A 16,241-nucleotide genomic window follows, 5' to 3' on the forward strand; every position below is an offset into this window, starting at 1 on the left:
TTTAATTATCCGGCAACAGGAATTTCCATTTTACCATACTCATCACTCATGGGTTCATCCGGATGTTGAGTATTATAATCTTTAATTCTATTTTTCAGACGCAGTGCATATTTACGCAATATAAACATATCTTTTCCGTCAAATACCACCCCGTCTTTTTTCAATTCTTCCAAAAACATTAAATATTTCTTTTCCGAATACCTCCCCAAATACCATTCTTCAACAATGTTGTAGGGATTATTCACATCACCGTCGTTTCTAGTCCACCACTCAGGTGCAAACAACAAATTAGATACGGAAATAATAGCACGTGAATAGACACTCGGACCTTGACGAACCTCACCACCGTCATTCACTTGCAACGTCAGCAGTTCAGCTTTCGTATCCAATTTTTCGTAATACTTCAGAACCACCAATATTTCTCCGGTTAGTTCTCCTGCTTTAATTACGCACTTCTCTGGCAATTCATATTGGGTAGCAGGCAAAGTCGTTCGTTCCGGATCTACACTGACCGTAAACTCCAAATCCTTATCCTGTACTTTTCCAGAAATGGTAACTCCTAATAATATCTTAGCATTTTCACCTTCATTGTAAAACTTAAAAGATACACCTGTTGTATCTGTTGTCATATTTTTCTCAAATGCAATATATGACACATCATTTGTATGGGTCAGTAATCCTTGCTCCTCACAAGAAGTAAAGAAGGAGACTCCCAACAATACAATGACTATATAAAAACTTATTCTTTTCATATATCTTCAATCTTTCAAAATTTAAATATTGCTTTCCGAATCAGGCAATGGCATCACCAAATTATCTTCAATCGCCGGATATTCTACGGACTGCTTTTCATCCGACCCTTCCAAGTTCCGTTTCAAACGCTTGTATAAAAAGAAAGTCTGTCCTTCGCCAATAAACTCGCGACGGGCGTCATCAACAATCAGATTAATAAAGTCTTGCTTCGTACCCGATTTGCTAAGGTCAGGAGAACTAATACCTCTCCCTTGTTTCACAGTTTTAAGATATGTCTTGGCCAATTCCTTATCTGTATCATAAATAGCCTCTGCAGCTATATAATATACTTCAGACATACGAATCATAGGCACCATTGTACTATTCACTTTACCAAAACCAGAACCTTCATCTTGTTTTTTATACTTCAATGAACGATAAAAAGAAGAAGTATTCGGTCCTAACTGATACTTAAGACGCCAGTCTTTATCGCTTTCGGTACCGAAGAATTTCGTTATCACAGCATCACTCAAAGCCAGATACTTTTCATCATCCGGTTTGGTAGCATTATCACTTGCATGATTAATCTCCAAATCCCAATCAGTCTGATCTGTAGAATATAATGCAAATATAATGTCTTCATACATCTTTATATTCCCATTCTCTATATTCATAGGTCCACTATAACTACTTGTTACTGCCTTATAATAACCTTTATCAGCATTAATATCTATTAGTAACTTCGCTGTTTCATAGGCCTTTTCCGATTGTCCTGCATATAAGTAAACACGAGCCAACTCCGCAGTTACGGCATGATAATTAAGATGGAATCCTCTGTACCACACAAAACGTTCTTCTCCGGAAGGAGACTTAGTAAAACGATTACCCGAAGTAAACTCTGATGACTTATCCACATCCTTCAAAATCTTTTGCGCTTCTACTAAATCAGCGATGATGCGTTCCAAACAGTAACCGACTGTTTGTCGATCGGATAAATAAGATGGATATTTGTCCACATAAGGAATAAAAAGCCTATCTCCCGGATTCATAGCCAAAGACGGCGCATATATACGTAACAAATCAAAATGCATATACGCCCGTAAGGCAATAGCTTCTCCTAAAATCATATTTTTCTCCTGCGTACGTTTGTAGAACAGCATTGTATCTTCCTCTGCCACCTGCTGTGCAAGGTTATTACAATTGGCTATGATATTCCACGCTGCGCTCCACATAGCATCTGTTGTAGGAGTAAGTTCAGAGTTCTTATACAAAAACTTCGATAATTTCTTCATAGCTTTACCACCACCGCTGTCGGGGGCTTTGTCCAAGTCATATACCTGTCCCCAGCCATCTATCAACCCCCAGCTCAGATTACTACCGTACAAATCGAAAGTCGCCAACTTCCGGTATATACCGTTCAGAGCTGTACGATAACCATTTCCTGTCTCAAACAAATATTCTTCCTTTATCTCATCCGCAGGTCTCACGTCCAGCCAGTCACTACAAGAACTGAACGAGATAGCTGCTAGACATGACACAAATATTATTGTATATATCTTTTTCATTTTTTCTTCTTTTTTTAGAACTGTGCTTTTAATGAGAATTCCACTTTCCAAGATCTCGGATAGCTCAATCCGCGTTCCTGTTTAATAGAGGACCAGTTTATCAAGTCGCTCGTAGAAGCTTCCAGACGAAGCAGATTCATGCGGAGATGTTTTTTTATCCAGTCACGGTTAAAATCATAGCTGACATTCAATGAATTCAATCGAACCAATGCTTTATCCTGCACGAAACGTGATGTTGGCAAAGTAGTCATCCCCCGGTCTTTAATATCTTTAAACTGAGCTATGTCACCCGGTTTTTTCCATCTGTCCGTCAATACGCGTAAATCGACATTCTTGTTCACTAAGTCCGCATTTTCCACATTGTTGACCAATGTTTGATTGTATTCCTGTCCACCCCACTCATAAAGAAATGAAGCAAACAGAGTCCAATTCTTATACGACAGGTTCAACCCGAAAGCACCACTACATTTAGGTTCTGTATTTCCAACTACAACCTCCTGCGCAGCATTCCACTTATCAGCTATAGAGCCATCACGGTTCAAAAAGATCTCTTTACCCGTAGTAGGATCAATGCCCAATGAACGTACAGCCCAAATTGAAGTCAGAGAAGCTCCTTCCTCATACTGTGGCAGTGGTACCGAATATTCCGCACCATGAGACAGCCCTAATGTTTCTTGATAAAGTGCTTCATTTTTATAATAAGCGGCCACTCTCTCATTATATGCTTTCTGAGAGTCGGAAATCTTCAGAATCTCATTCTTATTGTGCGCCATATTTCCCCATAACGCCACATTCCAGTTTCTGTCACGATAAATATCCGCACGAAGTTTTAATTCTACGCCTTTGTTGGCAACTTGTCCCATATTATCTTTGTAAGTAGAGAAACCGGAAGTTTGGGAAAGAGTGACATCATTCACCAAGTCAATTGTCTTATTATAGTAATACTCGAAATCAACAGTCAGGCGATCATGGAACGTTTTTGTTTCGATACCAACACTCAGCTTATCCGTCTTTTCCCAAGTCAAATCTTTATTACCTAAAGCTTTCAATACAGCCCCATAACCTGTTATATACCATTCATCAAATAAAGTTTCATACATCGTCGTTGCAGCATAAGCCGGGAAATTAACTTTACCGGTACGCCCATAAGAAGCACGTAATTTTAACTTATTGATATATCCGTTACTTTTGAAGAAATCATAGTTATGAATATTAACACCTAAACCTCCAGAGAAGAAAGGAGCCCACTTCTGATTCGCCCCAAACTCTGACGAACCGTCGAAACGTACAGAAGCGTCTACCAAATAAATATCATTCCACGTATAATTGGCAGAAGCTAATACGCTAACCCTTCGTGTGGTATTCTCAGTACGAGTAGGTTTCTTATATACTTCCGCCGCATAATTCAGAGAGTGAAACTCACCCGACGGAAATCCACGATAATGAGCATTGGTACTCTCAGTGGTACCTGAAGCTGCTTCCCAACCTGCTGAAACATTCAAATTGTGCTGCTTGTTAAAGCTACGTGTATAGTATAAAAAAGCATTGGAATTCCAATCCAAACTTTCTCCATTCGTCGTATACAAATCACCGGCAAGATTATTATCTTTTGAACCTGTAACACTAGTCTTACTTGAAAGCGGATCAATAAACTTCTCTGATTTGGAATATTTCTTCGTTACACTGAACTGCCCTTTAACCGTCCAGTAATCATTCAGGTACCAGTTAAAGCTCAAATTATCAATAACCTCATCATAAGAGTTCCAATTATAATTACCCAAAGTTGCTTCATATAGCGGATTATTATTGTCACGTCCGCTAATTTTCGAATATGTGAGTTTCTCCCGGAGTGTTCCATCATCTTTATAAGGAGAGTCATAAGGCTGTAGTCCGCTAAAATCACTAAACGAACCATACGGAGATTCTTTCGATTTCGTATGCCCGAAAGATACATAGTTTCTTACTTGCAAATTCTTGATGCGATAATCCAAAGAGAAGCCTGCACTATAGCGATTACGTTCTGTACCCTTCATCACACCATCTGCTATATTAAATGAACCGTCCACACCATAACGCAAATTAGGTGTTCCTCCCTCTAAGTAAATACTGTGCTTATGATTGAAAGAATTTTGAAGTGGAATAGACATCCAATCCGTATCTACTCCTTTTTGAATTAAAGCGTATTTCTTATAATAGTTGTTCATCCCTACCGCAGTCGATGGAATGTTAGCTTGTCCTTTATCAAATAATCCTGCGAGACGCTCTATTTCCAGCTTCTCCGATGCATTTGCCAAATTATAATCCCGTAAATCGGGCATTTCCAACGTTCCTGTAAAGTTATAAGAGACACGAACCTCTCCTGCTTTCGGAGCAACAGTAGTAATTACCACCACTCCATTAGCAGCACGTGAACCATACATAGCAGTAGCAGCAGCATCTTTCAAAACCGTCAAACTCTCAATACGGGTAGGATCCAAGTCATATACCTTCTCAATGCTTACTTCAAAACCGTCCATGATAAAAGTTGGTAAATTAGGATTATTCTCCAAATTTGATTTTGAAAGCTGATCTTTATCCAGTTCTTTAACGCCAAAACCGGAACGTCCACGAATATACATTTCTGGTAAAGCATTCGGGTCAGAACCAAATTGTACGTTATCTACCAAACGGAAAGAGGGATCGAATGACTGGATCGCCCCAATTATATTTGTCTGTGACACCTTACGCAAGTCATCACCCGAAATCTGAGTCGAACTACCCGTAAAACTGGATTTACGTACATTGCTATATCCGGTCACAACCACATCTTCCAATGTTTTGACATCATCCACCAATGTAATTTCAACCGTTTTCCGACGAGTAGCATCCACTTGGACAGTTTGCTTCTTCATACCTATAAAAGAAACTTCCAACACCACCTTATCACTTTTTACGTCCAAAGTAAATTCACCTTCAATATTGGTAGAAGTACCTGTACGAGTACCTTTAACAATAATACTAGCTCCGGGAATCGGCTCTCCATGTGAGTCTGTCACCATACCACGGACACGGTTTTCACGCTTTTGTTTTCGAATGACAACAATACCGTCTTTCATCACATAGTCAAACCCTTGAGGATTCAACACTAATTTAAGAGTTGTATCCCATCTCTCGTTCTTCACATCAAGTGATACCGAAGGAACACCCTTGAACATTTGTGAATTATATAACATATTCACACCTGTCTGTTTTTTCACTGCATCCAGGACAGTCTCTATAGAGACATTGTGCAGTTTCAAAGTCACCGTCTTGTCTTGTGACGGTAATGCCCATGCACTAAACGTACAGCACATTGCCACTAGAAAACATAGCAGCCATCGTTTTTCTCTCATAAATTAATAATTAAACTTTTGTGTACCTAATATTCTAACTATTCTAATATTCTATCTTTTCCATTCCTGTTCTTCCACTTTGTCATATATCAATATATTCCTGCCACTGATTTTATAAGTAAGGTCTCCTGTCAGTTCCAGTGCATCCAGGAATGAATTTATTGTTCCGTAGCGTTTCAAGTTACCACTATAGGTAATGTCGCGCAGGTTAGGGGTTTCGTAATAAACCTGTATGTCGTACCAGCGTTCGAATGTCTTCATTATATCGCCCAAGGGACGGTCATTAAAGATGTACATACCATCTACCCAACCAACATATTCTTCCAAATCCACCTTGCGTTTCGTTGAACTATTGGCAAATACAACAGCTTGTTCACCCGGTGAGAGAGTAACCGTTTCCGCATTTAATGTAGAGAATTTCACTTTTCCATGTACTAGGGTTGTATAACAAACAGGGGTATCGGCATAAGCATTCACGTTGAATTCAGTACCAAGTACAGTTATTTCCCCGAGATGAGTTTGTACCACAAATGGATGATTCTCATCTCCTGCTACATCAAAATAAGCTTCACCCTCCAAACGCACAATTCGACGTTTACCGGCAAAACGTACCGGATAGGTCAATTTAGAACCGGCATTCAAATGTACTGTCGTTCCATCTGCAAGGATTACAGTATTTTCACCTCCACGCGGTATTACCAGTTCATTTGATTTGCCAGATTGTTCTTCAATGTTTTTCTCCTCATGTTGTGTCGTGACGGTAGGCTGATAAGACAGCACTCCTTTCTTATATTTTACTTGAACGCCATCTACTACTACGCTTACTTCTTTTCTATGCACATCAATCACGCTGCCATCGGACAAAGTCAATTGTGCCTGCTGCGTTCCCGGCTGAATCAAAGTTTTCCCTTCTTTTTCCGATGAGATATAATTCGACATATAGAAAGAAAGAGCAACGGCTAAAGTAACGACAGCCGCAGCAGCGTACCACCCCACCCGACGAGAACGACTCTTCCGGCCTTTCGATTCCATCTGCCCGATACTCTGAAGAAAAGACTGATAAGCTTTCTTTGACGAATATTTTTGATATTCTCCAAAGGCGACTTTCAAAGTCTCCCCGCTCTGTAACTGCTCGTATACATTTCGTAAGTCCGGACATTCTGCCAACCGTTTCTCAAGATCTTTTTGTTCCACTTCATCAGCCTCCCCCAAAAGAACCTTTCTCATTAAAGCAGCGTCTTGATATACATTTTCGAACTTCTTCATCTTATTGCGTTTTTTTAATTAAACAATTGTTTAATTCATCTTTATTATAGATATACACAACTCATAAAAACGGGTGACAAAAAGATGACATCTTTTTGAGATAAAAGAATAATGAATCAGAATTTAGAGGTAGAAATATATCATAATGTCATTATATAGAAGAAAAAGATTTGATTTTAACAAATAGAATAAATTTTAATCAATCAATAAAAAGACAAAGAAGTATCAGAATGTTTTTTTATTTTTAGAAAAATAAAAAAAGAATTATGGAATGAATGGAATCCCCCAACCTTTCACGGAGGAATTTATAGCTGCGAGTCTTTTGGGTTTTGACAGTATTGATACTTATCTCCAGACGTTCCGCTATCTCTTCCCATGTATGTCCCTCAATTCTCATTAAAATAATCCGACGTTGTTCGGCAGGAAGTTCTTCGATATAGCAATAGAGTTGCCGGATAATTTCTTCTTTTACTGTCAGTGCATAAATCGTATCTTCGTCCACCATACTTTCTTCTTCCGCCAAAGAACTTAAAATAGTATCATGAATTTGATTATTACGTATATATAATAAGGCATTATTATAGCAGGCACGATAAAGATAATTGGTAAGTTCTTTAATATCAGAAAAGGTACGCTTCCCCTCCCATACAGAAATAAAAACTTCCTGTACCAAATCTTCCACCGCATCGGGGACTGGCAATATCTTGGAAACATAAACACATAAAGCAGTATAAAAACGATCGTAGAAATCGCCCCACATCTTTTTATCCTTCCGGTTTACTCCCGCTACTATGATGTCAATTTTATCGTTCATACTGTCACTTTTCCTGCGAAAAAAGAGAACAAAATTTATAAAAATCACCGTAACTACTTACTTTTGCGATATTTATGAATGCAAATATATTGTTTTTTTCAGAAACGCAGACCTTGCCGACTTACAAAATAAAAAATAAAATGCAACAGGGCACAAAAGGCGCAAGCTTTAAAGAGGAATATAAAAATAAGAAATACTTCGATTAGTAATAACATTATTTGCAATAAAATCATTACCAATCAAAATATGTTCGGGACTTGATTGTTTACTACTTTCTGATTGCTATGATATATGCTGTCATTCACAGTCGTCACAGAGGCGTAACCATCTTATTCACAGATATCTTATGTGAACAGGTAGTATCATTCTCACTCTTCACAGCCCTTCACTTTCTTCACCAAATACACATTGCCCAATCTCGTATGCTGTCGACTGATACCCGTTGCAGTCAGAATCTGCGCCAATTGGATAGGAGTACAATTACGAAGTACAGCCGGAAACCTCTTTTTCAATTCTTGATGAATGATAGCGGCGGAGAGTGACAGACAATCCGGTTCATCCAACATGGCAGGCGCGTATATGTTGCACACAATGTCTTCTATGGGGTTGACATGATAGTATGCGCTATTATGACGTTGCAAAGCATGTTCTTCCTCCTTGTTGAACCAGTGACGGGCACCTGCAAGCAATTCCTCTTTCAGTTGGGCGTAGATTTGTGAATGTTCAATTCCGGTACAGTCAATATCATGCTCCGCTTCAATGCAGATGAATCTGCGGCTGCCTGTCGGATCGCACAGTAAGTCAGTCCGGTTACTTGTTCCGATGAAAGAGGCGATACGAGGCAGCGACCGGAAATTTTTCTGATAGGCTTTGCAGATGTTGAGGCTGGACATTTGCATCAGATTTTTAAGTAACGGCATCTTTTGTGCTCCGAATTTATCAAATTCGTCCATGTTTAGTAACCCCATCTCGGCTAGGAGACGTTCGGGATTGCCTTGTGCGGTTAGTTTCAGATTATCCGAATAATAACGGGCTAGTTGTGGCGGCATCAGCATACGGCAGAAAGTGGATTTATGGCGTCCCTGTTCTTCGCTGATAAGTATCGGGGCTACGCTGTTTGCTTGTGTTTGATTCACTCCCAGCCATTGGGCGGCAAGTCCGAGCATCCAGGTGTGAAAGCTTTTTATCCATATAGGAGTGTCGGATACTCGCTTCGCCAAGGGCTTCAACCGATCCGTTCCGTCCCAGGCAGGTAGTTCGTTCATATAAAGCCGGAAAGGGTGGTAGCTTTCCACTAGGGTAGAGTAAATGTATCTTTGAAGGTCCTTGTCCCAGCAGTTGATTCCTTCTTTGTGGGCTTCCAGGCAGAAAGTATTCAGTTCTCGCTTGTCTATGCGGCAGAAAGGAATTTCTCGTTGCCCGGAGGGGCGAAATTCGGTTTCTTCGGTGAGTAAGTTGTAGCGGAAGTCATATCGTACTTTCAAAAAGTCAATCACTTGTCGTGTTAGAAGGACGGGGTGTTTATGTACTTCTTGTTTATATGCTTCCTGTTCATCTATTTCTTGCATTTTCGGTACGTTCTTTGAAGTGTTCGGTGAAACGATGACGTTTGACGATTCTTTCATCAATGCTTGTATTCTTTTTGCCAAACGTTTCGAGTTATATTCTAATGTCTTCATATTTTTCTTGTTTTTTAAATGAATAAATGTTGTTTTTTCGACCGGTTGATGCTGCTAAGGTATAACATGAAATATGGGGTTTGCAAGTATTTAACTAAGAAAATATTTATTTTCTTCTGAAACGAAAAACAAGCTTTCCTATGCTGATATATCGTTACTTTGTCGTATCTTTAGTGCTTGTTTAGGAAAAGCCGACTGGAGTTGTCCGGTTGGCTGACAATAGTTGACTGAACAGCCGATTCCAATCGTCCGAATAGCCGATTAAAGTTGTCCTATGATGAAGTTACACATTTAAATTGATAAGAAGTAATGGCTATTGTGTTTGATTGGTATGAAAATCCTAATGCTTCTTCGGAAGAAGAAGCGGCGTTGCATCCGCGTATCTTTATGAATGGAAAAGTGGATACGGATACTCTTTGTTACAAGATTCATGACTACAGTTCGTTGACTGTGGGCGATGTAAAGAATGTGCTTGATAACTTATCGAAGATTCTCGGCGAGTCGTTGCGAGAGGGAAAAGAAGTACATATCGAGGGGATCGGCTATTTTTATCCCACTTTGGCTGCTACGGGGAAAGTGACTCGTAGCACTCCGCATAAGACTAATAAGGTGGCTTTCAAAACTGTCCGATTTCGCCCTGACAGTAATCTGAAAGGACATTTTGTGGGTGTCCGCGCCAATCAGTCCAAGTATGTCCGTCATTCGGAGAAGGTGTCAGAGGTGGAGATTGATATGCTGTTGAAAGAATATTTTGCCGAACATCAGATGATGACCCGCCGTGATTTTCAGGAAGTGTGTGGTTTGGCACGTACTACGGCCAAAACGCATTTGGTACGTTTGCGTGGAGAAGGAAAGCTGGTGAATATCGGTTTGCGCAATCAGCCGATGTATGTGCCTGCTCCCGGTTATTATGGCGTATCCAGAGATGCGGCACATCCTTCACGGTAATGACTGTGAAGGATATGAAAGAGGTATTTTCACTCAACGAATCACGTAAAAAGACTGATAAATTGAGACTTATCTCAATGTGAAGAGAATGAACAAAGGGCACAAAAAAAGAGCGAATCATTCCGCTCCACCTTTAAAGAATCCCCATAAATGGGATTCTTCTTTTTCTTCATCTTTCATTTACTCTTTACCTGAAAACGTCTTTTTCCTAATACCTAATCAAAACAATCTTTTTCCTAAAAACTAATCTTAAAATCTAATACCTTAGTTTTATAAACTAATACCTTTTAATTATTACCTTTTTCTAATACCTAAAATATAAGTAGTTTCACAACTACACTGCAAAGGTATAGCTGTTTGCGAAAACAGCAAAAGCCATCATACAAAAAATTACATTCAGACTTATTTTTTTGACTTATGTCAAGACGTAGGGTAGATTTTGAGTGTAAACCTCACGTTTATTTTCACAACAATCCGCATTTTCAACAAATCTTTCCTTTTACTCTCTAGTTGCACTCATAATTGAGCAAGCACACAACTAACAAAAAGAAAGCAAAACAAGGGATTGAAAAGACAAACTATTGCCATTCCATCCCAAAATATACAATCACAAAAGCCAATAAGCGGTCTATTTTCGAACAATCTGCATATTTCTAACCCGAAATTACGGCGTTTTTTCAGTTAAGCCGGATTCCTCCTCGGATTTTCAGAAGCAAAAACAGCTTGAAGATACAAGTCTCACAACTTTTCTGTAACTTTGCAGCGTTTGATAATAAATAAGATAGGAATGGATTTTAAGTACGACGTAATTGTAATTGGTGCCGGACATGCTGGTTGTGAAGCAGCGGCAGCCGCTGCTAATTTAGGTTCCAAAACTTGTCTCATCACTATGGACATGAACAAGATTGGACAGATGAGTTGCAATCCGGCTGTAGGAGGAATCGCCAAAGGACAAATTGTACGTGAAATAGATGCATTGGGTGGACAGATGGGATTAGTGACAGATGAGACTGCCATTCAATTCCGAATTCTAAACCGCTCGAAAGGTCCAGCCATGTGGAGCCCCCGCGCCCAATGCGACCGGGCTAAGTTCATTTGGTCCTGGCGAGAGAAACTGGAAAATACACCCAACCTTCATATCTGGCAAGATACCGTATGTGAACTGCTCGTAGAAAACGGTGAGGTCACTGGATTGGTCACCGCATGGGGCGTCACCTTCAAAGCGAAATGCATTGTGCTCACCGCAGGAACTTTCCTCAACGGACTGATGCATGTAGGACGTCATAAATTACCGGGAGGAAGAATGGCCGAACTGGCTTCCTATCAGTTGACCGAATCCATCGCCCGCCACGGTATCACCTACGGAAGAATGAAAACCGGTACTCCGGTACGAATTGACGCACGTAGTGTTCATTTTGACCAGATGGAAACACAAGACGGCGAATCGGACTTCCACAAGTTCTCATTCATGAATACTAGCACGCACCACTTAAAGCAACTTCAATGCTGGACATGCTACACTAATGAAGAAGTACACCGGATTCTGCGTGAAGGTTTGCCGGATTCTCCCCTGTTCAACGGACAGATTCAAAGTATCGGGCCACGCTATTGTCCGAGCATCGAAACCAAGATTGTCACTTTCCCGGATAAAGATCAGCACCAGTTATTTCTCGAACCGGAAGGAGAAACGACACAAGAGTTATATCTTAACGGATTCTCTTCTTCGCTTCCGATGGAAATACAAATTGCAGCATTAAAACAAATCCCGGCTTTCAAAGATCTGGTTATCTACCGCCCGGGATACGCTATCGAATATGACTATTTCGATCCGACTCAATTAAAACATACGTTGGAATCGAAGATTATCAAAAATTTGTTCTTTGCCGGACAAGTAAACGGAACCACCGGATACGAGGAAGCAGGAGGACAAGGATTGATAGCCGGTATCAATGCACACATTAACTGCCACGGCGGAGAAGCATTTACTTTGGCTCGCGATGAAGCATATATTGGCGTATTAATCGACGATTTGGTTACCAAAGGTGTGGATGAACCTTACCGTATGTTTACCTCGCGTGCGGAATACCGCATTCTGCTTCGCATGGATGATGCCGATATGCGCTTAACAGAGAAAGCATTTAAGCTTGGGTTGGCAAAAGAAGATCGATATCAGTTAGTAAGAGGCAAGAAAGAAGCCGTGGAACAAATCATTTCTTTCGCGCGCAACTATTCGATGAAACCGGCACTAATCAACAATGCTCTCGAAAAGATAGGGACAACGCCCCTACGTCAAGGTTGTAAGTTGATAGAGATTCTGAACCGCCCGCAAGTGACAATAGAAAATATAGCAGAATATGTTCCGGCGTTTCAACGCGAACTGGAAAAAGCGACGAGTTCGGATCAAGACCGGAAAGAAGAGATTCTCGAAGCTGCCGAAATCCTAATCAAGTATCAAGGATATATTGATAGAGAGAGAATGATAGCTGAAAAACTAGCACGATTGGAGAGTATTAAGATTAAAGGAAAATTTGACTATTCCACCATTCAATCCCTTTCCACCGAAGCTCGGCAAAAGCTGGCAAAGATAAATCCGGAAACAATCGCGCAAGCGAGCAGAATTCCGGGAGTCTCTCCTAGCGACATCAACGTGCTGCTGGTGCTTTCGGGACGATAAGCGGCAACGTTTCACGTGAAACAAAGCATTTAAAGAAACGATATAATTCAATGATTATGAGCAAAGAAACACTAATCAAAAGCATTCGGGAAGTACCCGATTTTCCGATTCCCGGAATCCTGTTCTACGACGTCACTACTCTATTCAAAGATCCATGGTGCTTGCAGGAATTATCCAATATCATGTTCGATATGTATAAGGATAAAGGAATCACCAAGGTGGTGGGTATAGAATCAAGAGGCTTCATTATGGGACCGATTCTGGCAACCCGTCTAAACGCCGGTTTTATTCCAATCCGCAAGCCGGGCAAACTCCCAGCAGAAACGATTGAAGAAAGCTACGATAAGGAGTACGGCAAAGACACGGTGCAAATCCACAAAGATGCACTGGACGAGAATGACGTAGTTCTACTACATGATGATTTGCTGGCAACAGGAGGCACTATGAAAGCAGCTTGCGAATTGGTGAAAAGACTAAAGCCTAAAAAGATATATGTAAACTTCATCATCGAATTGAAAGAACTGAATGGAAAATCATTGTTTGGAGATGACGTAGAAGTAGAATCGGTATTGTCTTTATAAAGGATTTGCCTCTATTTACAGAGAATGTGTCAAAAGTAAGTAGCTAGCGATCTTTCGTACCTAACAATTATGAATACAGAACCAGAAAGCAGAGACAATGAATATTTGAAAGGGATTGTAGCCAACCTTCCCGAGAAACCGGGTATTTACCAATACTTGAACACGGAGGGCACAATTATATACGTTGGAAAAGCTAAAAATCTAAAGAAAAGAGTCTACTCCTACTTCAGCAAAGAGCATGAACCGGGAAAGACACGAGTGCTGGTCAGCAAAATCGCCGATATTCGTTATATTGTAGTCAACACGGAAGAAGATGCGTTATTGCTGGAGAATAATCTGATAAAGAAATATAAGCCGCGCTACAACGTTCTATTAAAGGATGACAAGACATACCCTTCTATTTGCGTACAAAACGAGTATTTTCCCAGAGTTTTCAGAACAAGGAAGATTATCAGGAACGGTTCTTCGTATTATGGACCGTATAGTCACATACCATCCATGTATGCGGTACTGGATCTGATAAAGCATTTATATCCTTTGCGAACTTGCAGTTTAAACCTAACTCCGGAGAACATACGGGCTGGTAAGTTCAACGTATGCCTGGAATATCATATAAAGAACTGCGCAGGACCATGCATCGGGCTACAATCACAGGAGGATTATCTCAAAAACATTGATGAAATCAAAGAGATCCTGAAAGGAAATACACAAGAAATCAGCCGTATGCTACTGGAAAGGATGCAGACATTAGCCGGTGAGATGAAGTTTGAAGAAGCACAGAAGGTGAAAGAGAAATATCTTCTGATAGAAAACTACCGTTCCAAATCGGAGGTAGTAAGCGCTGTATTGCACAACATAGATGTATTTTCTATTGAAGAGGACGAGTCCAATTCCGCTTTCATCAACTATCTGCATATTACAAACGGCGCCATTAACCAGGCGTTTACATTCGAATATAAAAAGAAGCTGAATGAATCAAAAGAAGAACTTTTGACACTGGGTATTATCGAAATGCGGGAACGCTATAAGAGTCAATCCAGAGAGATTATAGTGCCTTTTGAACTTGATTTGGAGCTAAACAACATCGTATTTACCGTTCCACAGCGGGGAGATAAAAAGAAATTGCTGGATCTTTCGATTCTAAACGTGAAGCAATACAAAGCCGACCGTCTAAAACAGGCGGAAAAGCTGAATCCGGAGCAAAGAAGTATGCGATTAATGAAAGAGATACAGCAAGAGTTGCATCTGGACAGACCGCCTTTGCAAATTGAATGCTTTGACAACTCAAACATACAGGGTTCTGATGCCGTGGCCGCTTGCGTTGTCTTTAAAAAGGCTAAACCCTCAAAGAAGGATTATCGGAAATACAATATAAAGACGGTTGTAGGACCTGACGACTATGCATCCATGAAAGAGGTCGTCAGAAGACGTTATCAGCGCGCTATTGAAGAGAACACCCCTCTGCCCGACCTGATTATCACCGATGGTGGAAAAGGCCAAATGGAGGTCGTTAGAGAGGTGATTGAAGATGAGCTGAACTTAACAATCCCGATTGCCGGACTGGCAAAGGACAATCGCCATCGCACATCGGAACTGCTTTTTGGATTTCCTCCGCAGACTATCGGTATCAAACAGCAAAGCCCGTTATTCCGTTTGCTGACACAGATTCAGGATGAGGTGCACCGCTTTGCCATCAGTTTCCATCGTGATAAACGCAGCAAACGGCAGGTAGCATCGGCATTAGACAATATCAAAGGGATTGGAGAAAAGACAAAAACAGCGCTTCTGAAAGAATTTAAGAGCGTAAAACGGATCAAAGAAGCCTCTTTTGAGGAGATTTCCGCTGTGATTGGAGAAGCGAAAGCCAAGACTGTAAAAGAAGGTTTAGGTAACGAACAACAATAAGGAAATACGTCAGCCAAGGCGGCACTGTTCGAAAGTTCGAGCAGTGCCGCTCTAAATTTCAAACCATAACAATCAATAAGTTGATTATCACTATCAAGATAGCGAATTGACAACAAACAATAACGAATGGTCCTATTGACTACGGAGCGAATTCACAATATTTTCCCATCAACACACCGTTTTCTCTTCTGAATTTTGTAAATTTGCCTTTCCTAATCATGAAATAGAATAAATAACAATGAGAATAGTCATACAACGGGTAAACCATGCGTCAGTAACCATTGAAGGACACTGCAAGTCGTCCATTGGGAAAGGGATGCTGATATTAGTCGGTATTGAAGAAGCAGACGGGCAGGAAGATATCGACTGGCTCTGCAAGAAGATTGTAAATCTACGTATCTTCGATGATGAGAATGGCGTAATGAACAAATCTATTTTAGAAGATGGAGGTGAGATTCTGGTTATCAGCCAGTTCACGCTACACGCTTCTACCAAGAAAGGAAATCGCCCCTCCTATATCAAAGCTGCCAAGCCGGATGTCTCTATCCCACTCTACGAACAATTCTGCAAAGATTTAAGCGGTGCATTGGGAAAAGAAATAGGCACAGGCATCTTTGGGGCAGACATGAAAGTTGAACTTTTAAACGACGGTCCCGTTACTATATGCATGGATACAAAAAACAAAGAATAATAACCAACCATCAAC

Annotated in this window: 11 protein-coding genes; 5 read left to right on the forward strand and 6 right to left on the reverse strand. The window is 40.5% G+C overall.

Features of this window, described 5'->3' with window-relative positions:
* Positions 1–5: 5 nt before the first annotated feature.
* The 6 genes from N5O98_RS03020 to N5O98_RS03045 form a co-directional block, all read right to left on the reverse strand.
* On the reverse strand, positions 6–752 hold the full coding sequence (locus N5O98_RS03020; protein WP_004298027.1) for a DUF4843 domain-containing protein: 747 nt from the start codon (positions 750–752) through the stop codon (positions 6–8).
* Positions 753–773: 21 nt separating this feature from the next.
* Positions 774–2,297, reverse strand: a complete 1,524-nt coding sequence (locus tag N5O98_RS03025) for a RagB/SusD family nutrient uptake outer membrane protein (RefSeq protein ID WP_004302963.1) — start codon at positions 2,295–2,297, stop codon at positions 774–776.
* Between the two features lie 14 nt (positions 2,298–2,311).
* Positions 2,312–5,668 carry a SusC/RagA family TonB-linked outer membrane protein gene (locus tag N5O98_RS03030; protein WP_004298023.1) on the reverse strand — a complete coding sequence of 1,119 codons (3,357 nt, stop codon included), beginning with the start codon at positions 5,666–5,668 and terminating at the stop codon, positions 2,312–2,314.
* Between the two features lie 51 nt (positions 5,669–5,719).
* Complete coding sequence (locus tag N5O98_RS03035) at positions 5,720–6,934, reverse strand: FecR family protein (protein WP_004298022.1); 1,215 nt, start codon at positions 6,932–6,934, stop codon at positions 5,720–5,722.
* A gap of 244 nt (positions 6,935–7,178) precedes the next feature.
* The gene (locus tag N5O98_RS03040) at positions 7,179–7,748 is read right to left on the reverse strand and encodes an RNA polymerase sigma-70 factor (protein ID WP_004298021.1); all 570 of its coding nucleotides are present in this window, start codon (positions 7,746–7,748) and stop codon (positions 7,179–7,181) included.
* 368 nt (positions 7,749–8,116) lie between these two features.
* Positions 8,117–9,427 carry a VapE domain-containing protein gene (locus N5O98_RS03045; RefSeq protein ID WP_004298019.1) on the reverse strand — a complete coding sequence of 437 codons (1,311 nt, stop codon included), beginning with the start codon at positions 9,425–9,427 and terminating at the stop codon, positions 8,117–8,119.
* A gap of 309 nt (positions 9,428–9,736) precedes the next feature.
* Between N5O98_RS03045 and N5O98_RS03050 the strand changes: the two genes are divergently transcribed.
* The 5 genes from N5O98_RS03050 to dtd all read left to right on the forward strand — a co-directional run bounded on the left by N5O98_RS03050 (position 9,737) and on the right by dtd (position 16,226).
* The gene (locus N5O98_RS03050) at positions 9,737–10,375 is read left to right on the forward strand and encodes an HU family DNA-binding protein (protein WP_004298017.1); all 639 of its coding nucleotides are present in this window, start codon (positions 9,737–9,739) and stop codon (positions 10,373–10,375) included.
* Between the two features lie 787 nt (positions 10,376–11,162).
* Positions 11,163–13,049: a tRNA uridine-5-carboxymethylaminomethyl(34) synthesis enzyme MnmG gene (mnmG, locus tag N5O98_RS03055; RefSeq protein WP_022199980.1), complete on the forward strand. Its 1,887-nt coding sequence runs from the start codon at positions 11,163–11,165 to the stop codon at positions 13,047–13,049.
* Positions 13,050–13,099: 50 nt separating this feature from the next.
* Positions 13,100–13,630 (forward strand): adenine phosphoribosyltransferase, encoded by a 531-nt coding sequence (locus N5O98_RS03060; RefSeq protein WP_022199981.1) that lies wholly within the window; start codon positions 13,100–13,102, stop codon positions 13,628–13,630.
* 69 nt (positions 13,631–13,699) lie between these two features.
* Positions 13,700–15,535 carry an excinuclease ABC subunit UvrC gene (gene uvrC / locus N5O98_RS03065; protein WP_022199982.1) on the forward strand — a complete coding sequence of 612 codons (1,836 nt, stop codon included), beginning with the start codon at positions 13,700–13,702 and terminating at the stop codon, positions 15,533–15,535.
* Between the two features lie 238 nt (positions 15,536–15,773).
* Complete coding sequence (dtd, locus tag N5O98_RS03070) at positions 15,774–16,226, forward strand: D-aminoacyl-tRNA deacylase (protein WP_022199983.1); 453 nt, start codon at positions 15,774–15,776, stop codon at positions 16,224–16,226.
* Positions 16,227–16,241 lie beyond the last annotated feature (15 nt).

Source organism: Bacteroides sp. LFL-34, from assembly GCF_027257075.1.
Classification (GTDB): domain Bacteria; phylum Bacteroidota; class Bacteroidia; order Bacteroidales; family Bacteroidaceae; genus Bacteroides; species Bacteroides ovatus.